The sequence below is a fragment of the Pseudomonas sp. CFBP 5748 genome (assembly GCF_053850495.1).
In genome coordinates, this window is sequence record NZ_JBSPTN010000006.1 from 324790 (window position 1) to 343245 (window position 18456).

The 18456-nt window shown below is 59.2% G+C and carries 20 protein-coding genes; 11 read left to right on the plus strand and 9 right to left on the minus strand.

Annotated features, from left to right (window positions below):
- Positions 1 to 63 precede the first annotated feature (63 nt).
- Positions 64 to 390 (plus strand): DUF2025 family protein, encoded by a 327-nt coding sequence (locus ACWNZ1_RS16475; RefSeq protein WP_135846825.1) that lies wholly within the window; start codon positions 64 to 66, stop codon positions 388 to 390.
- Between the two features lie 275 nt (positions 391 to 665).
- Here the strand turns inward: ACWNZ1_RS16475 and ACWNZ1_RS16480 are convergent, their stop codons facing one another.
- Positions 666 to 980 (minus strand): antibiotic biosynthesis monooxygenase family protein, encoded by a 315-nt coding sequence (locus ACWNZ1_RS16480; protein ID WP_135846824.1) that lies wholly within the window; start codon positions 978 to 980, stop codon positions 666 to 668.
- Positions 977 to 1687 carry a CTP synthase C-terminal region-related (seleno)protein gene (locus ACWNZ1_RS16485; RefSeq protein WP_265072336.1) on the minus strand — a complete coding sequence of 237 codons (711 nt, stop codon included), beginning with the start codon at positions 1685 to 1687 and terminating at the stop codon, positions 977 to 979. The genes ACWNZ1_RS16480 and ACWNZ1_RS16485 overlap by 4 nt, the downstream gene beginning before the upstream one ends.
- 14 nt (positions 1688 to 1701) lie before the next feature.
- Here ACWNZ1_RS16485 and ACWNZ1_RS16490 point away from each other — a divergent pair, with 14 nt between their 5' ends.
- Together ACWNZ1_RS16490 and ACWNZ1_RS16495 are read left to right on the plus strand one after the other, a co-directional pair.
- The gene (locus ACWNZ1_RS16490) at positions 1702 to 2649 is read left to right on the plus strand and encodes a LysR family transcriptional regulator (RefSeq protein ID WP_265072335.1); all 948 of its coding nucleotides are present in this window, start codon (positions 1702 to 1704) and stop codon (positions 2647 to 2649) included.
- Positions 2650 to 2743: 94 nt separating this feature from the next.
- The gene (locus ACWNZ1_RS16495; protein ID WP_135846821.1) at positions 2744 to 3274 is read left to right on the plus strand and encodes a DUF1003 domain-containing protein; all 531 of its coding nucleotides are present in this window, start codon (positions 2744 to 2746) and stop codon (positions 3272 to 3274) included.
- A gap of 26 nt (positions 3275 to 3300) precedes the next feature.
- Here ACWNZ1_RS16495 and ACWNZ1_RS16500 read toward each other — a convergent pair whose 3' ends face one another.
- Complete coding sequence (locus ACWNZ1_RS16500; protein WP_256453620.1) at positions 3301 to 3909, minus strand: TetR/AcrR family transcriptional regulator; 609 nt, start codon at positions 3907 to 3909, stop codon at positions 3301 to 3303.
- Between the two features lie 188 nt (positions 3910 to 4097).
- Between ACWNZ1_RS16500 and ACWNZ1_RS16505 the strand changes: the two genes are divergently transcribed.
- Positions 4098 to 5156 carry an MBL fold metallo-hydrolase gene (locus tag ACWNZ1_RS16505; protein WP_135846819.1) on the plus strand — a complete coding sequence of 353 codons (1059 nt, stop codon included), beginning with the start codon at positions 4098 to 4100 and terminating at the stop codon, positions 5154 to 5156.
- A gap of 15 nt (positions 5157 to 5171) precedes the next feature.
- Here the strand turns inward: ACWNZ1_RS16505 and ACWNZ1_RS16510 are convergent, their stop codons facing one another.
- Together ACWNZ1_RS16510 and ACWNZ1_RS16515 are read right to left on the minus strand one after the other, a co-directional pair.
- Positions 5172 to 5489 (minus strand): helix-turn-helix domain-containing protein, encoded by a 318-nt coding sequence (locus ACWNZ1_RS16510; RefSeq protein WP_063324696.1) that lies wholly within the window; start codon positions 5487 to 5489, stop codon positions 5172 to 5174.
- Positions 5490 to 5571: 82 nt separating this feature from the next.
- On the minus strand, positions 5572 to 6348 hold the full coding sequence (locus ACWNZ1_RS16515) for an AraC family transcriptional regulator (protein ID WP_265072334.1): 777 nt from the start codon (positions 6346 to 6348) through the stop codon (positions 5572 to 5574).
- A gap of 112 nt (positions 6349 to 6460) precedes the next feature.
- Between ACWNZ1_RS16515 and ACWNZ1_RS16520 the strand changes: the two genes are divergently transcribed.
- Complete coding sequence (locus ACWNZ1_RS16520) at positions 6461 to 7273, plus strand: sulfite exporter TauE/SafE family protein (protein ID WP_135846817.1); 813 nt, start codon at positions 6461 to 6463, stop codon at positions 7271 to 7273.
- A 5-nt stretch (positions 7274 to 7278) separates the two neighbouring features.
- Here the strand turns inward: ACWNZ1_RS16520 and ACWNZ1_RS16525 are convergent, their stop codons facing one another.
- From ACWNZ1_RS16525 to ACWNZ1_RS16540, 4 genes are all read right to left on the minus strand, one after another.
- Complete coding sequence (locus ACWNZ1_RS16525; protein ID WP_135846816.1) at positions 7279 to 8268, minus strand: hypothetical protein; 990 nt, start codon at positions 8266 to 8268, stop codon at positions 7279 to 7281.
- A gap of 457 nt (positions 8269 to 8725) precedes the next feature.
- On the minus strand, positions 8726 to 9973 hold the full coding sequence (locus tag ACWNZ1_RS16530) for a ribonucleotide-diphosphate reductase subunit beta (RefSeq protein WP_135846815.1): 1248 nt from the start codon (positions 9971 to 9973) through the stop codon (positions 8726 to 8728).
- Positions 9974 to 10459: 486 nt separating this feature from the next.
- Positions 10460 to 10675 (minus strand): hypothetical protein, encoded by a 216-nt coding sequence (locus ACWNZ1_RS16535; RefSeq protein ID WP_135846814.1) that lies wholly within the window; start codon positions 10673 to 10675, stop codon positions 10460 to 10462.
- A gap of 31 nt (positions 10676 to 10706) precedes the next feature.
- Positions 10707 to 10970 (minus strand): DUF2790 domain-containing protein, encoded by a 264-nt coding sequence (locus ACWNZ1_RS16540; RefSeq protein WP_135846813.1) that lies wholly within the window; start codon positions 10968 to 10970, stop codon positions 10707 to 10709.
- Positions 10971 to 11535: 565 nt separating this feature from the next.
- Here ACWNZ1_RS16540 and acs point away from each other — a divergent pair.
- From acs to argR, 6 genes are all read left to right on the plus strand, one after another.
- Complete coding sequence (gene acs, locus ACWNZ1_RS16545) at positions 11536 to 13491, plus strand: acetate--CoA ligase (RefSeq protein WP_135846812.1); 1956 nt, start codon at positions 11536 to 11538, stop codon at positions 13489 to 13491.
- 685 nt (positions 13492 to 14176) lie between these two features.
- Positions 14177 to 14950: an ABC transporter substrate-binding protein gene (locus tag ACWNZ1_RS16550; RefSeq protein ID WP_135846811.1), complete on the plus strand. Its 774-nt coding sequence runs from the start codon at positions 14177 to 14179 to the stop codon at positions 14948 to 14950.
- A gap of 90 nt (positions 14951 to 15040) precedes the next feature.
- The gene (locus ACWNZ1_RS16555) at positions 15041 to 15730 is read left to right on the plus strand and encodes an ABC transporter permease (RefSeq protein ID WP_003178836.1); all 690 of its coding nucleotides are present in this window, start codon (positions 15041 to 15043) and stop codon (positions 15728 to 15730) included.
- Positions 15727 to 16425, plus strand: coding sequence for an ABC transporter permease (locus ACWNZ1_RS16560; protein WP_135846809.1), 699 nt, complete (start codon positions 15727 to 15729; stop codon positions 16423 to 16425). Before ACWNZ1_RS16555 ends, ACWNZ1_RS16560 begins: the two co-directional genes overlap by 4 nt.
- Before the next feature lie 56 nt (positions 16426 to 16481).
- Complete coding sequence (locus ACWNZ1_RS16565; protein WP_135846808.1) at positions 16482 to 17246, plus strand: ABC transporter ATP-binding protein; 765 nt, start codon at positions 16482 to 16484, stop codon at positions 17244 to 17246.
- A gap of 113 nt (positions 17247 to 17359) precedes the next feature.
- Positions 17360 to 18340 (plus strand): transcriptional regulator ArgR, encoded by a 981-nt coding sequence (argR, locus tag ACWNZ1_RS16570; RefSeq protein ID WP_135846807.1) that lies wholly within the window; start codon positions 17360 to 17362, stop codon positions 18338 to 18340.
- Positions 18341 to 18456: the final 116 nt, after the last annotated feature.

Sequence of the window (18456 nt, forward strand, 5' to 3'; positions counted from 1 at the left end):
TCACTTGCCTTGTGTGTAAACCATCGATCAGACGTCCTGCGAGACGCATCCGTGAGGTTTACCATGCGCACCACTTCGACATTCATCTGCCAGGCCGCCGACCAGCTCAAGGGTTTTGTCGGCCTGAACCGCAAGACCGGCCAATACATCGTACGTTTCAGCGAAGACGCCTTCGGCATGGACGTGGCCGACGACGGCATCATCCCCACCTGCGAATTTGTCTGGGCCCCCGTGGCGGACGGCACCATGGCCCTCAAACGCGAGCGGATCCAGTTACTGCTGGACCAGCACATCGACGACCGGATCAACCTCAGCGAACCTTTGCGGGTGTACATGGCGCGCAGCGACCTGCCGGAGATCATGGCGGTGCGGCAGTTGGTGACAGGCTGAACCCCGATCTCGAGTTGAACAAAGACACTGTGGGAGCAAGGCTTGCCCGAGATGGCGGCGGAACATTCAGTATTGATGCAAGCTGACCCACCGCTATCGCGAGCAAGCTCAGCTCCCACAGGGGATTGTGGTGAAGGCAGGATCTGTGAACACCCGAGATTCAGTGTGGGAGCAAGGCTTGCCCGCAAAGACGTCGACACATTCAACATCGCTGCAAGCTGACCCACCGCTTTCGCGAGTAAGCCCGCACACACATCAGGTTTTGTATCCTGGCATCAGGTTTGTCGTCGGAACGCATAATCGCGTTCAACCTTGCACACACGCGTGTGGCAATGGGCATACCAGGTTGAACGGCCGCGCTCCCGGATTGCGCTATGTTCGGGGTGTTGTTTCCAGGCCAGGATCGCCGCTTCGCTGCTCCAGTAGGACACGGTGATGCCTAAGCCATCTTCGCCACGGGCCGACTCGACGCCGAGGAACCCCGGCTGCTCTCGCGCAAGGGCCAGCATGCGTTCTGCGGCTTCAGCGTAGCCTTGGTCTCCCTCGGTGCGCAGGGAGGTGAAAATCACCGCGTAGTAGTGTGCACTCATGGCCTTGTCCTCGCGCAGGCCTCCACAAACGCAGCAACCAACGGCGGCACACGACCCTCCAGCGCAGCGCGTTCCGGCTGAAATAGCGTCGCGACAAAGAATGGATGGTCACGCAATTCCACGGCCCGCAAGTCGCCGGCCGAATCCCGGGCAACGGCGTGCAGGCGCTGGCTCAGCAAGTCTTTTTCAAAATCCGGATTGACCCCGAAGCGGCAGTGATAGCCCTCGAAAACCGTCTGGCGATCATAGGCCTTGGCGATCAAGGAGCCCGCTTCGAGCTGAAGGCTATCGATGGTTTCGACCAGGGCACAGCTCAGCGGTGTCAGCAGCGCCCGTTCAGCCTCGGGAGCGGTTTCGCCATGGGCGGCATCGGCCCAACCCATCACATGGCGAGCGTATTCCAGCACGGCATGCTGAAAACCACCGCAGGTGCCGAGGAAAGGGCGACGCTGTTCGCGGGCAAAACGAATCGCTTGCACGACGCCGTCTTCACTTCGGTAAGGACTGCCGGGCACGCACCAGACGCCGTTGAAGTCATTTAGAACGCTGTTGTCAGCGATGGAGTCGGTTGCCAACCATTGGAAGTGAATGTCTTGGCCGGTTTGTCTGGTGATGAGCTCAAGGGCGATAAGGATTGCCCGATGAGCCGTTATCTGGGGGTCATAGTCGCCGACCAAAGCGATGTGTAAAGAACGCTGGTTTTCCATGAGAGATTCGCCGCTTGTTGATTCCTGGTGGCCACTATAGATTGGCGTTCACGCAATCAATATTGGCGTTTACCCAAGTGTTCAATGCATCGACGCACTATCGTCTGGACTACCCCGATCTGTCCCTGATCCTGGCGTTGGTCCGTGGCGGCTCGTTGGCCCGAGCCGCGCGACTGCTGCATGTGGACGTGTCCACGGTATTTCGCGCGGTACGCCGACTTGAGGCGGCCTTGGGCCAACCCTTATTCGAAAAAAGCCGTTCCGGGTATCTGCCTACGAGCCTGGCCCAGGCATTGGCTGAGCAGGCCGAGCGCGCCGAGCAGGCTTTGGAGGCGGCGCGGATCGGTGTGGAGCAGGGCGGTGAGGTCGTCAGCGGCACGGTACGACTGACATGCACCGATTCGGTCCTGCAAGCATTGCTGCTGCCTGCGCTGGCGCGGTTCATGCCCGCCTACCCGGCACTGACTCTTGAACTGAGCACCTCGAATGACTTCGCCAACCTGAGCCGCCGTGATGCCGACATTGCATTGCGCTTGACCCGTACGCCGCCGGAACATCTGGTCGGTCGAAACCTGGGCAATGTGGCTTACCGGGTATGTGCCGGCGCCACCTATCTGCGCTCGGTGAACCCGGATGATCTGGCGGGCATGACCTGGATCGCGCCGGACGATTTCCTCCCGGATCACCCCACCGTGGCCTGGCGTCGGCAATATTTACCCGGCGTGGTGCCTGCTTATCGCTGCAACAGCATGCTTTCGGTCACCGAGTTGGTGCGGGCCGGTTTGGGGGTCGCGGCGCTGCCGGACTTTCTGATCGATGAAAGCCAGGGCCTGATGCCTCTTGGCGAACCGTTGGAGGGATATGACACGGCCCTGTGGCTCCTGACCCGCCCGGACTGCCGAGCCTTGCGTTCGGTGGTGACCTTGTTCGACGAGTTGGGGCGTAATCTACGGTGGCGCTGACTTTTAACGAGCAGGGCGTGTATGACATCAATGGAGGATGCCCCCCCAGCGGTTATAGTGCCTTAAGCCCTAGCCCCAGGCGGAGATCATCACGATGACGAAACCCTCGCAACCTTCTACCGCAGCTCCAGTTGACCACTTGCGTTTTCATCGTCCTCACGCTCATCTGGCGCCGACCTTTGGCAATGACCGCTTTGCGCTGCGCGCGGAGGCGTTCGCGCGTTTTTTCGGGACGCCGATGTTCCTTGGCGCGCAAACCCTGATCGTGCTGCTATGGATCAGCCTGAACCTGATGGGGGTCTTTCACTTCGATGCTTACCCGTTCATTTTGCTGAATCTGGCGTTCAGTCTGCAGTCGGCCTATGCCGCCCCACTGATCCTGCTGGCGCAAACCCGACAGGCTGCTCGGGATAAAGCCCAGGCGGAAGCCGACGCTCAACATCGTGAAGCGCTGGCGATTGCTAACAGTGAACGTCAGGCCCAGGCCGCGCAGAACACCGCGCAGTTACTCGAGTTGTTGGAGCAGAACACCCGCCTGACGGAAATGACCAAGGCATTGACTGAGCGTATCGACAGCCTGACCACCGAAATGCACCAGAAATTTGTCAGTAAGCCTTCGCTTTAGTAGCCCTATCCGCAGTGATCTGACGCTCAGGCCTGGTAGCGGGCCAGAAACATGTCGAGGGCTGACTCGATCACCCGCGTCTGTTCATCCTGGTTCAGGCTCGGTTGCCCCATGGATATTTGTGGCCAGAAGGCGAATGCCTTGAGCAGCCCATGCATTTGCTGGGCGGCAAATGCCGGTTCCACGGGTTTCAATCGACCATCGGCCAGTGCCAGACGAATCCAGGCGGTCAAGCCTTCTTCGCGCTGGCCCATGCGCGCGACCATGTCCTGGGCCCGCTCGGGAGAATGAATCGTGGCGGCGATGGCGATGCGCGCCAGGTCGAGGAAGTTATCGTTCGCGAGCATGTGCAATTTTGCTTGCAGCAATGTTTGAAGCTGCTCCCGTAGAGGCTTCAGCGAGCTATAGGGCATGTCCTGTTCTGCGGTAATGCTGTTCCATAACCGATTCAGAATCTCGGCAAACAGTTCTTCCTTGCTGGGGAAGTGGTTGTACACCGTGCGTTTCGATACGCCAGCGGTCGCCGCGATCTTGTCCATACTGGTGATCTCGAAACCGCTGCTACGAAATTCAGCAATCGCGGCCTGAAGGATGGCTTCGCGTTTCCGTTCGGTAAGGCGCTGCGGTACGGTCATGGGGCATTCGTCGGTTGAGGAGGGAATTTACACTCGGCAGTTTACTTGCTCCCGGGATTCATGCAATCTAGAAACTACACCGAGTGGTGTAGTTTGTGCGTCAAACGGCTGAGCGTGCATGCAACGGCCATCCAGCGTCCCACAACGGCGAATCGGAGTTCCGACGACGCCCTTGGAGTTATCGCACCATGACCATCCCCTCTTTTCCCACCGACAACCCGTCCGCCCAGCCTTCATCCCGGCAGGAACAGGGCAAGTATCGCAATCACGCTTTCACTCCGCGGCAAGGGTTTGGCACGACCCTGCGCATCATCTGGAACATGACCTTCCACAAGCCGCGCGCTACCCGGCCTACCGGCGCCATCGAGGTTCAACCGCTGACGCGTGACGCCCTGCTGGCCGCGCCGAACAACAGTGTCTGGCGCCTCGGCCATTCCACCGTGCTGCTCAAGCTGCGGGACAAGTTCTGGCTGACCGACCCGGTTTTCTCCGAACGCGCCTCACCCGTGCAATGGGTCGGTCCCAAGCGTTTTCATCAGCCACCCATCAGCCTGGAAGAACTGCCACCGATCGAAGCAGTGATCCTTTCCCATGATCATTACGATCACCTCGACCATCAGGCCATTCTCAAACTGGCTGCCAAGACTCGCCACTTCCTGGCTCCCTTGGGCGTGGGCGACACCCTGATCAAATGGGGCATCGACGCCAGCAAGGTCCGTCAGTTGGACTGGTGGCAAGGCACCGAAGTGGAGGGTATCGAGTTCATTGCCACGCCATCCCAGCATTTTTCCGGTCGCGGCCTGTTCGACAGCAACGGTACGTTATGGGCCTCGTGGGTGATGATCGACGCCGACACCCGGATTTTCTTCAGCGGCGACACCGGTTATTTCGATGGTTTCAAACGCATCGGCGAGCAATACGGCCCCTTTGACCTGACGCTGATGGAAACCGGTGCCTATAACGTCGACTGGCCGCATGTCCACATGCAGCCGGAACAAACCCTACAGGCTCATATCGACCTCAAGGGCCGCTGGTTGCTGCCGATCCACAACGGCACATTCGACCTGGCGATGCATGCCTGGTATGAACCCTTCGATCGTATCCTGGCCCTGGCCTGGGAGCGCAACGTCAGCATCGCCACGCCGCAAATGGGCGAAGCATTCACCCTGACTCAGCCACAACGTGGCCGGGCCTGGTGGCTGGACGTGGAGCCCTCGGCTTATCAGGACCAGCCCGACATGGCCTGACTCCAGACGCATCGATCATTCGATCATTGCGTAGTCTGGGCGCTCCATCGGATCCGGCGTGGCGCCCTTGATGTTCATGCCTCGCCCCGGGGCGAACCCAGGGAAGAACACCAGGCCTTCGGCTTCCAGCCGAAAGGCCAACGCCAGGCGGGTCACGTCGAGCAGCTCACCCCCGGCTTCGAAGCGCCGGATGGCTTGGACCGAAACGCCGGACTGCCGCGACAGCTCCTCGACACTCCAGCCCAGCATGGCTCGGGCCTGCGCGCTGTGGGCTGGGGTGAATTGATAGACAGCGATGCGTTGCAGGGTGGTTTTGATTGCGAGAGAGGCCATGGGATTCTCCAAAGCTGTGGATTCAAAAAATACTGTGTTTTTGTACAGTTGTTTTGAATCCGGATCAATCTCATTTTTTTGATCAATGACCAGCGGTCTTTTCCAACCAGGCACTCGGCGCGTGACCCAGTATCCGGCGGAACATGGTGGAGAACGCGGCGGGGCTGTCGTAGCCCAGATCAAGGGCAATGCGGGTTACCGAATCGCCTACGGCCAATCGAGACAATGCCGACATCACACACGCCTGTTGCCGCCATTGGCTGAAACTTACCCCGGTTTGCTGGCTGAACAGGCGGTTGAACGACCGCAAACTGATATGTAACTGCGTCGCCCATTGCCCGGGCGAGGCGTGGGCGTCTGGGTGTTTCAGAAATGCCTGGCACAGGCCGAGCAGGCGTGGGTCTTGGGGCAGTGGAAGGTGCAGCGGCAGATGGTTGCTGCGCAGCAGTTCGTGCAGTAGCAAGTCGATCAGCGCCCCATCGCGCCCAACCTCATCGTAGTCCGGCGCAAGCTCCACGGCTTCCATCAGCAACTGGCGCATCAAGGGCGACACATTGATCACCTGGCAGCGGGTGTCCATGGCCGTCACCGCTGCCGGTTCGATGTACAAACTGCGAGTGCTGACGCCCAGCATCAGCACTTCGTGGGCAATCCCGGGCGGAATCCACACCGCCCGTTGCGGCGGCACCACCCAATTGCCGTCCGCCGTGCTCACCTGCATCACACCGGTGGCGCCATAGAGTAACTGCGCCCGACGATGGCGGTGCAACGGCAGCAAATGTCCGTGGGAGTAATCGGTGCCAATGGCGACGACCGCCCTGGGGGTTGCATCCAATAAATCGATCGAAGTGTTGCGCATCGAAGGGCCACTCGTGGCTGGCGTAAACGCGAACATTATTGGCTTGTTTGCTACAGCAGGCCAGGCGTCGCTTACCTATCGTGGGCGCCCCCCATTTCACGGATTCACCTCAATGTCCTATGTATTGCTCGCATGCTTCGGCTGCCTGAGTGGCGTGACAGCCGTGCTGTTCGGGTTCGGCGGCGGTTTTGTCGTGGTGCCCTTGATGTATCGCATGCTGACGGCTCATCACGCCGGTGATGTCATCGGTGAGTCGGCGATGCACATCGCCGTCGCCACCTCCACCTGCGTCATGATCGTCAACGCCCTGGTCGCCACAGGAAAACATCACCGAGCCGGTCAGTTGATTCGTCATTATTTGTGGCCGTTCGGCGGCTTCATTGCCCTGGGGGCGATCCTCGGCGCAGCGGCCGCCACTTGGCTCAGCGGCGAGATTATTCGCTACGCTTTCATTGCCTACCTGGGCCTGACCATTCTGGATTGCCTGCTGCGGCGAGGTTTTCTGACACACTCCCGCGATGCCGTCCCACGCCCTTTGGCGACGATGGAGAGCGCGTTGGGCGGCACCACCATCGGAATCATCGCCACGGTCCTGGGGGTTGGCGGCAGCGTCATGACCGTGCCGCTGCTGCGCCGTTGTGGCCTGAGCATGTCCCAGGCCACATCCATGGCTAACCCGCTGAGCTTGCCCGTTGCCCTGGCCGGTACTGTTACCTACATGGCCTTGGCCGGTTTCACCGATATAGACTTCGGCCCGTGGTTTATCGGTTATGTCGACCTACTGGCCTTTGTTGCACTCACGCTTGGCGCGCTACTGGGCATTCGCTTGGCAACGCCATGGATCGGGCGGATACCGGATCGCCTGCATGCGCGAGTGTATGTGGGGCTGTTGATGTTGGTGATGGTTGGGATGTGGCAGGGGTAGGGTAACTACTGATCAGTCAATCCTGGCGCCTCTCGAATAATGAAGTGATCCAGATTCTCAATATTGGCACTGAACACCCCGAACGTCTGCTCGGGGTTCTTCTTGCTCGGCACCTGTTTCAACTCCGGCGTCACGCCATAAAAGAAGCAATACAAATCCCGCTCACTGTCGACGGCGTGCCTGATCTCTTCCAGAAACGCTTTGCGCTTGCGGTAGTTGTCGATCAGCTTCTTGCTCAGGTAAACGTTGACCGAGTATGGCTTTTTCTTCTCCTCGTCCGGCTGTTTGAACCAGACCTTTGCTTCGAAATCGATGCGAAAGCTCTGGGTGTAATCCTTGATCTCCTTGATCTTGCCCCAGTAAATCAACCCCTTGTTGTCCAGCAGGTACTCGATCTTCTTGAAGAACGACCCATAGGGCGCCGTGTGCTCGCCAATCTTCAATGGCATGCGCTTGAGCAGGTCCTTGTTATCGAAATTCGAGACGAAACATTCCACCGGGTGGGCGAAGACACTGGTCTTGTCCGGTGTCGAGTCCTGGGCGGAATGAGTGTTATCACCGTGGGACGAGACGGAGGGGGGCGTAGGCCGAGTCGCTTCAACATCCTTTGACAGTTCGGACGGCTTACGCACGTACTGACGCCGAGTCAGCAACAGCTCCGACGGAAAATGCTCTTCACGGTCGTCATCCGTTTCCGCCTCAACACCCTCCGCACCCAACCCCTGCGTTTTCGGACTGACATAAGGACAGCCCTCGATATGCTGGGTCGTTGGCTGATTCTTGAAATGTGGCGTGCGGATGTAGTTGACGTTCTTGGCGTTGAACGTCGTCAGCCGGTTCTCCTCATCAAACGCCGCCCGACAGGCATCGTTGGGGCACTGAAAACGCTCCTTGGCCGAATCGAATGCCATGGTCTCGTCGAAATTCAGATCTCGAACGTCATAGATCGAAAGCTTGGCATCGAGGCTGAGGCAGTAGGCGGTGTCAAATTTCATCGGGGCTCGGGTCCGTGAGAGGAAGTGTATTAATACCGAAGGACGCGGCGGGCTGCACCCAAAGTTTCAACACGCCATAAACCCCCTGTGGAAGCGAGCTTGCTCGCGATTCCCAAAATCAACCCGGCCATCAAACCTGCCACCCACCTGCGCCCTGACACCAACCTGTGGCGAGGGAGCTTGCTACCGCTGGGCTACGGAGCAGCCCCAAATTCCATATCACCAACAAAAAACCGCCGCCCGAACAATGGACGACGGCTTCTGATTGAATCTCAAAACCCTCGCAAAAATCCGACGAGGCAATACGGCGTCAATACGGAACGATTCTGAGTTTTTCCTAGGGCAGAGGTAGCGTACCTGTCCTGAAGTTAAACGCGGTTTTGGTTCCGTAGAATACAAAAAACCCCGTTTTCACGGGGTTCTTAGTTACGCGTGCAGCCCAGGATTTTCTTTCGAATCAATCCCAGCTAAGCGCACCGCCAGTCTGATACTCAATCACCCGCGTCTCAAAGAAGTTCTTCTCTTTCTTCAAGTCCATGATCTCGCTCATCCAAGGGAACGGGTTCGTCGTCCCTGGGTACTCTTCCTTCAGACCAATCTGCGACAGGCGACGGTTAGCGATGAACTTCAGATAGTCTTCCATCATCGCCGCGTTCATGCCCAGCACGCCGCGAGGCATGGTGTCGCGGGCGTATTCGATCTCCAGCTGAGTCCCTTGCAGGATCATCTGGGTCGCTTCTTCCTTCATCTCGGCATCCCACAAGTGCGGGTTTTCGATTTTGATCTGGTTGATCACGTCGATGCCGAAGTTCAGGTGCATGGATTCGTCGCGCAGGATGTATTGGAACTGCTCGGCGACGCCGGTCATTTTGTTGCGGCGGCCCATGGAGAGGATCTGGGTGAAGCCGCAGTAGAAGAAGATGCCTTCCAGGACGCAGTAGTAGGCGATCAGGTTGCGCAGCAACTCTTTATCGGTTTCCGGGGTGCCGGTTTCGAACTTCGGATCGGAGATCGAACGGGTGTATTTCAGGCCCCAGGCGGCTTTTTTCGCGACCGATGGGATCTCGTGGTACATGTTGAAGATCTCGCCTTCATCCATGGCCAGTGATTCGATGCAGTACTGGTAGGCGTGGGTGTGGATCGCCTCTTCGAAGGCCTGGCGCAGGATGTACTGGCGGCATTCCGGGTTGGTGATCAGGCGGTACACGGCCAGGACCAGGTTGTTGGCAACCAGGGAGTCGGCGGTGGAGAAGAAGCCCAGGTTGCGCATCACGATGCGGCGCTCGTCGTCGGTCAGGCCTTCCGGGTCTTTCCAGAGGGCGATGTCGGCGGTCATGTTGACTTCTTGCGGCATCCAGTGGTTTGCGCAGCCGTCCAGGTACTTCTGCCAGGCCCAGTCGTATTTGAACGGCACGAGCTGGTTGAGGTCGGCGCGGCAGTTGATCATGCGCTTTTCATCGACGGCGACACGGGCGGAGGCGCCTTCGAGTTCGGCGAGGCCTTCGGCGACGTCGAGTTTGTCGAGGGCGGCCTTGGCGCGAATGATCGCGGCCGAGTCGCTGGCCGTCACGGCCCGGGCTTCGAGGGCGGCGGCACCGCCGGCGCTGTCGAGGCGGTCCATGTTGGCTTCAGAAGCGTGGCCGGCGTTGGCGCCTTTTACAGCGACTTCGCCGTCTTCTTTGTCGAATTCGTCCCAGCTCAGCATGACGTGTCGTCTCCTGCGTGAGGGCCAGATGCCCGATGAGGGCCCTACTGGCCACGGTGGATCTTGGAAAAATCGTTTCTTGCAGCTGACGCAGGCAACAAACAGAAAAATGTACGGGTCATGCTGAAGCGGCTGTGAACGCTGGGCGGTGATTGGCCCTGCGTGGCTTCAGGCTGGCGTGATTCCCTGTAAGGGAATATTGCAGGCCCGTTTAAGGCGGCATTATAAGGACTTTTTTGCCTACGTGGTGCGGCGAAATAGCCCACGCAGGGGCTGGCGGGTGGCATATCCGCGTGGGAGCGAGGGTTTACAAGGCTTTGGCCGCTGAAGATTTTTTTTGCATGGATCGCATGGCGGTTTTTTTTGATCAAAAAACCAGCGTTTTTTGCGGTTTTGCACTACATGTTGTGTTTGTGGAGGGTTTTAAGCGGTTCCAGACACAACCAGGCCCGATCGAAACCGGGCCGTGGAAAATGCCAGTAATGATCAGCCGATGCGGGCCGAACCGGTTTGATCGTAGCCATCTTCCGCGACGGTAGCGGAGCCGGTACGGTCGTAGCCGTCTTGTGCGACGGTAGCAGAACCGGTGCGGTCGTAGCCGTCTTCAGCGACCGCGGAACCGGTGCGATCGAAACCGTCGGCGGCGAAGGTGTTGGCGGCCAGTACGGACAGGGTCAGGGCGAGGATCAGTGGGGTTTTCATGGTGGTTGCTCCCGATGGGGTTAAAGGTCGATCAGCCGTTGGAGCAGCCGTTGCCCATGACGCTGTAGCGCAGGATGTGGCGTTGGCCCTTGGAGTCGTCGTATTCCATCTTCGCCGGGACCACTTCGCAGACATTGGGGATCTCGCTCATGGAGATGACTTTGGCGATGTCCAGGTGGGTGGAGTAGGTGTACTCCTCAATGGCGGGTTTTTGCTGGGCGACATCGGCCGGGGCTTCGTCTGCCATCGCGCTGGCGCAAAGGCCGACGAGGACTGGAACCCATAAAGCTTTCATCTGATTCACCTTTCTTGAGGTCGAGTGGGGTCACGCAACCTTTTTGGGGTTGCGTGTGGAGCTTGGTTTTGGAGGTTGGATTAACGGCCTTCGTGGGGGCTGTGTTGCGTTAATCGTGTTTGCCGGTTGGCGAGGTGGATTTTAGGGGGTGGGGTTAATCGCAAAAAGACCGGGTTTTGATAAACACTGTTGGTTGATCTGGTAATAATCGCGGCAGGTGGCGGGTGTTGTCTGTTGCATCTATGTTGGATTTGCCGCCGCCATCGCGAGCAAGCTCGCTCCCACAATGGGTCTGTGGTGTGTATGGGATTTTCGTTTTATTGGAGATCCCTGTGGGAGCGAGCTTGCTCGCGATGGCGTCAGATCAGCCAGTAGCACTGTTGATTGACACACTGCTATCGCTAGCAGGCTCACTCCCACGGGGAAATGGCCGCTGGCAGGGCCTTGCACGTTAGTACCGACATTTTGTAGGGACTTGTTACTACCATCGTCGAATGGTTCTATAGGCCCGCCCCGGGCTACAACGGGACCATACAAAAACAACTATGTCACCGAGGTAAGAAACATGAGTGCGGCTTCTCTGTATCCCGTTCGTCCCGAGGTTGCGGCTAACACGTTGACTGACGAGGCGACCTATAAGGCCATGTATCAGCAGTCGGTGGTCAACCCGGATGGCTTCTGGCGCGAGCAGGCCAAGCGTCTCGACTGGATCAAGCCTTTCACCACGGTGAAGCAGACGTCCTTCGATGATCACCATGTCGATATCAAGTGGTTTGCCGATGGCACCTTGAACGTTTCCTACAATTGCCTCGACCGTCACCTGGCCGAGCGCGGTGATCAGATTGCGATCATCTGGGAGGGCGACGACCCTGCCGAGAGCCGCAACATCACCTACCGCGAGCTGCATGAAGAAGTCTGCAAGTTCGCCAATGCCCTGCGCGGCCAGGACGTGCATCGCGGCGACGTGGTGACGATCTACATGCCGATGATCCCCGAGGCCGTGGTCGCCATGCTGGCCTGTGCCCGGATCGGCGCGATTCACTCGGTGGTGTTCGGCGGTTTCTCGCCTGAAGCACTGGCCGGACGGATCATCGATTGCAAATCCAAAGTGGTGATCACCGCCGACGAAGGCGTTCGCGCCGGCAAGAAGATCCCGCTCAAGGCCAACGTCGATGACGCGTTGACCAACCCGGAAACCAGCAGCATCCAGAAGGTCATCGTGTGCAAGCGCACCGGTGGCGGTATCAAGTGGAACCAGCACCGTGACATCTGGTACGAAGACCTGATGAAAGTGGCCGGCACCGTTTGCGCGCCGAAGGAAATGGGTGCCGAGGAAGCGCTGTTCATCCTCTACACCTCCGGCTCCACCGGCAAGCCCAAGGGTGTGCAGCACACCACGGCCGGCTACTTGCTGTACGCGGCGCTGACCCATGAGCGGGTGTTCGACTACAAGCCTGGCGAAGTCTACTGGTGCACCGCTGACGTGGGTTGGGTCACCGGCCATAGCTATATCGTCTACGGCCCGCTGGCCAATGGCGCGACCACGCTGCTGTTCGAAGGCGTGCCGAACTATCCGGACATTACCCGGGTGGCCAAGGTCATCGACAAGCACAAGGTCAACATCCTCTACACCGCGCCGACCGCCATCCGCGCGATGATGGCTTCGGGCACCGCCGCCGTCGAAGGCGCCGATGGCAGCAGCCTGCGCCTGTTGGGTTCGGTGGGCGAGCCGATCAACCCGGAAGCCTGGGGCTGGTACTACAAGAATGTTGGCAAGGAGCGTTGCCCGATCGTCGACACCTGGTGGCAGACCGAAACCGGTGGCGTGCTGATCAGCCCGTTGCCAGGTGCTACGGCGTTGAAACCGGGTTCGGCCACGCGTCCGTTCTTTGGTGTGGTGCCGGCGCTGGTGGACAACCTCGGTAACCTGGTGGAAGGCGCTGCCGAAGGCAACCTGGTGATCCTCGATTCTTGGCCAGGCCAGGCGCGGACGCTGTACGGCGACCACGATCGGTTTGTCGACACCTATTTCAAGACTTTCAGCGGCATGTATTTCACCGGTGACGGTGCGCGTCGTGACGAAGACGGTTACTACTGGATCACCGGTCGAGTGGATGACGTGCTCAACGTGTCCGGCCACCGCATGGGCACGGCCGAGATCGAAAGCGCCATGGTCGCCCACCCGAAAGTCGCCGAAGCGGCGGTGGTTGGTGTGCCGCACGACATCAAGGGGCAGGGCATCTATGTCTACGTCACCTTGAATGCTGGCGAGGAAACCAGCGAAGCCCTGCGCCTGGAGCTGAAGAACTGGGTGCGCAAGGAGATCGGTCCGATTGCCTCGCCGGATGTTATCCAGTGGGCCCCGGGCCTGCCGAAAACCCGTTCCGGCAAGATCATGCGCCGCATCCTGCGCAAGATCGCCACGGCGGAATACGATGGGTTGGGTGATATCTCCACCCTGGCCGACCCGGGTGTGGTGGCGCATCTGATCGAGACGCACAAGACCATGAATGTTGCCTGACGGCAGCGTGTAACACCGAAAGCCCCGCCCGGTATTTGCCGGGTGGGGCTTTTTTATGCGTCCGGCGTGGATCCCTGTGGAGAGGGGATTTATCCCCGATTTGTGGGAACCAGGCTTGCCCGCGATGCAGGCGATGCGGTCCTTCAGAAACCGAGGCGCTTGGATTGCGAGCAAGCTTTGCTCCCACAACTCAGCGCGCCTGGAGCAGTCGGCGAATAAATATCGACCTTCAAAGCAGGACGCTTCCGAACGTTACCCGTGTTTCGAAATGTGTAACCAAAGGCGCCACAACGGGGCGGCGGGAAACGCAAAGCCCCGTTTCAGGGCCTTTGCCTACCCCTCAGGAAATAAGCCGACACGCTGTGCTTGCCGGATTAGAAGGGTTTGCGAATAATGGGCCCGCTATTTGCAGCATAGATCGGTTTCCCTTCTTTTGCTCTTGCATGAATTTGCGGGGCTGTCAATGTGCTTGAACAGCTTTCTCGGTGCTTCTGTAATTTGTTGTCGCATTGAAGAAATATCGGCTTCGGACCTGTCGTTAGAATGCCGATCACTCGCTCGTCGTGGCTCGCGTTGAATAAAACGTGGGCTTCCTAGGACGCAGCACCAAAGTTCGTTCCACCCATTCGCATATTGGGCTGTTGCTCACTCTGCCGTTTTCGCCCTTTACCGATGGAGTTCCAAGATGAAGAAACTTGTGCTGCTTGGCGCCCTGGCACTGTCCGTGCTGTCCCTGCCGACATTCGCCGATGAGAAGCCTCTGAAGATCGGTATCGAAGCGGCGTACCCTCCGTTTGCCTCGAAAGCCCCGGATGGCAGCATCGTCGGTTTCGACTACGACATCGGCAATGCGCTGTGTGAAGAGATGAAGGTCAAGTGTGTGTGGGTCGAGCAGGAATTCGACGGCCTGATCCCGGCGCTCAAGGTCCGCAAGATCGACGCGATCCTGTCGTCCATGTCGATCACTGAAGATCGCAAGAAATCCGTTGATTTCACCAACAAGTACTACAACACCCCGGCGCGTCTGGTGATGAAGGCCGGTACCCAGGTCAGCGACGGCCTGGCCGAGCTCAAGGGCAAGAACATCGGCGTGCAGCGCGGTTCGATCCACGAGCGTTTCGCCCGTGAAGTCCTGGCCCCGCTGGGTGCCGAGATCAAGCCGTACGGTTCGCAGAACGAGATCTACCTGGATGTAGCCGCCGGCCGTCTCGATGGTACCGTGGCAGACGCTACGCTGTTGGATGACGGTTTCCTGAAAACCGACGCCGGCAAAGGCTTTGCGTTCGTCGGCCCGGCCTTCACCGATGAGAAATACTTCGGCGACGGTATTGGTATCGCGGTTCGCAAAGGTGATGCGCTGAAAGACAAGATCAGCAGCGCGATTGCCGCTATTCGCGAGAACGGCAAATACAAGCAAATCCAGGACAAGTACTTCGCCTTCGACATCTACGGCAAGTAACGACGTCCCGCCACTCGTGCGAAATGGCGCAAGCAACAGGATCTCTGCGGTTTGCGCCATTTTTTCATCCCACTTTCGAGGACCTGAATCATGTTGAAAGGCTACGGGGCTGTCATCCTCGATGGCGCATGGTTGACGCTTCAGCTCGCCTTGTCGTCCATGGCCCTGGCCATTGTCCTGGGGCTGATCGGGGTCGCGTTGCGCCTCTCGCCGGTGCGTTGGCTGGCGTGGCTGGGTGACCTGTATTCCACGGTCATTCGGGGCATTCCCGATCTGGTGCTGATCCTGCTGATTTTCTACGGCGGCCAGGACCTGCTCAACCGCGTAGCACCGATGCTCGGTTATGACGATTACATCGACCTGAACCCGTTGGCGGCCGGTATCGGCACCCTGGGTTTCATCTTCGGTGCGTACCTGTCGGAAACCTTTCGCGGTGCGTTCATGGCGATCCCCAAGGGGCAGGCCGAGGCGGGCATGGCGTACGGCATGAACGGGTTCCAGGTGTTTTTCCGGGTGCTGGTGCCGCAGATGATCCGGCTGGCGATTCCGGGCTTCACCAACAACTGGCTGGTGTTGACCAAGGCTACGGCGCTGATTTCGGTGGTGGGCCTGCAAGACATGATGTTCAAGGCCAAGCAGGCGGCGGATGCCACTCGCGAGCCTTTCACCTTCTTCCTGGCAGTGGCGGCGATGTACCTGGTGATCACCAGTGTCTCGTTGCTGGCATTGCGTCACCTTGAGAAGCGCTACTCGGTAGGCGTAAGGGCGGCTGATCTATGATCTTCGACTACAACGTCATTTATGAAGCCCTGCCGCTGTACTTCAGTGGCCTGCTGACCACCTTGAAGCTGCTGGCGCTGTCGCTGTTTTTCGGTCTGCTGGCGGCGCTGCCCCTGGGGCTGATGCGGGTGTCCAAACAGCCGGTCGTCAACATGACGGCGTGGCTCTACACCTACGTGATTCGCGGCACGCCGATGCTGGTGCAGCTGTTCTTGATCTACTACGGGCTGGCGCAGTTCGAAGCCGTGCGCGAGAGTTTCCTCTGGCCGTGGCTGTCGAGCGCGACCTTCTGTGCGTGCCTGGCCTTTGCCATCAACACCAGCGCCTACACCGCCGAAATCATCGCCGGCAGCCTGCGGGCCACGCCTAACGGTGAGATCGAAGCGGCCAAGGCCATGGGCATGTCGCGTTACAAGCTGTATCGCCGGATCCTGCTGCCGTCGGCCTTGCGCCGGGCGCTGCCGCAATACAGCAACGAAGTGATCATGATGCTGCAGACCACCAGTCTGGCGTCCATCGTGACCCTGATCGACATCACCGGTGCCGCGCGCACGGTGAATGCGCAGTACTACTTGCCGTTCGAGGCTTACATCACGGCCGGCGTTTTCTACCTGTGCCTGACCTTCATCCTGGTGCGCCTGTTCAAACTGGCCGAACGCCGCTGGCTGGGTTACCTGGCCCCGCGCAAGCACTGATAACGCATCGATCCGATCGACTGCTCAACGACTGACGTTTTGTGAGAACCGACCGCATGTACAAGCTTGAAGTCCAAGACCTGCATAAACGCTATGGCAGTCACGAAGTGCTCAAGGGCGTGTCCCTGAAAGCCGCCGCCGGCGATGTGATCAGCATCATCGGCTCCAGTGGCTCGGGCAAAAGTACTTTCCTGCGTTGCATCAACCTGCTTGAGCAACCCCATGCCGGCAAGATTCTGCTCAACAACGAAGAGCTGAAGCTGGTGGCCGGCAAGGACGGCGCCTTGAAGGCTGCGGACGCCAAACAACTGCAGCGCATGCGTTCGCGATTGTCGATGGTGTTCCAGCATTTCAACCTGTGGTCCCACATGACCGCGCTGGAAAACATCATGGAAGCGCCGGTGCATGTGCTGGGCGTGGCCAAGGCCGAGGCTCGCGAAAAGGCTGAGTATTACCTGAACAAGGTCGGCGTGGCGCATCGCAAGGACGCCTACCCGGGCCACATGTCCGGCGGCGAACAACAGCGCGTGGCGATTGCCCGGGCGCTGGCGGTGGAGCCTGAGGTGATGCTGTTCGATGAGCCGACGTCGGCCCTCGACCCGGAGCTGGTGGGTGACGTGCTCAAAGTGATGCAGGCCCTGGCCCTGGAAGGCCGGACCATGGTGGTGGTGACTCACGAAATGGGCTTTGCCCGCGAAGTCTCGAACCAGCTGGTGTTCCTGCACAAAGGCATCGTCGAAGAAAGCGGCAACCCACGCGAAGTGCTGGTCAATCCGCAATCGGAGCGCCTGCAACAATTTCTTTCGGGCAGCCTCAAGTAATCGCTCCCGTTACGCACCTGATTTGGGTCATGCTGCGCGCCGCGCGCCAGATGGTCTAATTTGGTTGCAGCCGCTTTCGGCTTTAACACTGTTTTCGCTTCGGATTGCCCGCCATGACTGCCCATCGAATTGGTTTCCTGATTTGGCCCAGCACTAAAGCCTTGACGCTGGCGCTGGCCGAGGAGGCCTTGCGTGTTGCTCAGCGGGTGCATCCGGATGTTGTCTACGAACTGTCGTTCTTGCAGGCCGAACCGCCCGCTGAGGGCGCCTGGCAATTGCCGGGTGAACCCTGGGTCGGCAAGCTCGAAGGCTTCCAGAAGCTGTTCCTGCTGGCCGATGAGCCGCCGACCGCGCTGGCCTCACCCCTGAGTAGCGCCCTCAAGCAACTGGTGCGGGCCGGTTGTGTGATTGGCGGTTTGTCCGCCGGGGTCTATCCCTTGGCTCAACTGGGTTTGCTCGACGGCTACCGTGCCGCCGTGCATTGGCGCTGGCAGGACGACTTCTCCGAACGCTTTCCCAAGGTCATCGCCACCAGCCATCTGTTCGACTGGGACCGTGATCGCCTGAGCGCGTGCGGCGGCATGTCGGTGCTTGACCTGTTGCTGGCGGTGCTGGCTCGCGATCATGGCGCGGAACTGGCCGGTGCGGTGTCGGAAGAACTGGTGGTCGAGCGCATCCGCGAGGGTGGCGAGCGCCAGCGTATCCCGTTGCAGAACCGTCTTGGCTCCAGCCATCCGAAGCTCACCCAGGCCGTGCTGTTGATGGAGGCCAACATCGAAGAACCGCTGACCACTGACGAAATCGCCCAGCATGTGTGCGTGTCCCGTCGGCAGTTGGAGCGAATCTTCAAGCAGTACCTCAATCGTGTGCCGAGCCAGTACTACCTGGAACTGCGCCTGAACAAGGCCCGGCAGATGCTGATGCAGACCAGCAAATCCATCATCCAGATCGGCCTCTCTTGCGGTTTCTCCTCGGGGCCACACTTCTCCAGCGCCTACCGCAACTTCTTCGGCGCCACGCCGCGAGAAGATCGGAACCAGCGGCGCAGCAGCAGCCCGTTCGAACTGTCGTCGGTGCCGTCCGAGCGGGGCTAAGGCTGGCACAGCCGCCTTGTGGTGAGTGGGTCTGTGGGAGCAGGGCCTGTGGGAGCAAGGCTTGCCCGCGATGCAGGCGCCACGTTTGTGCAGGCTAACCGAGTTATCGTTCATCG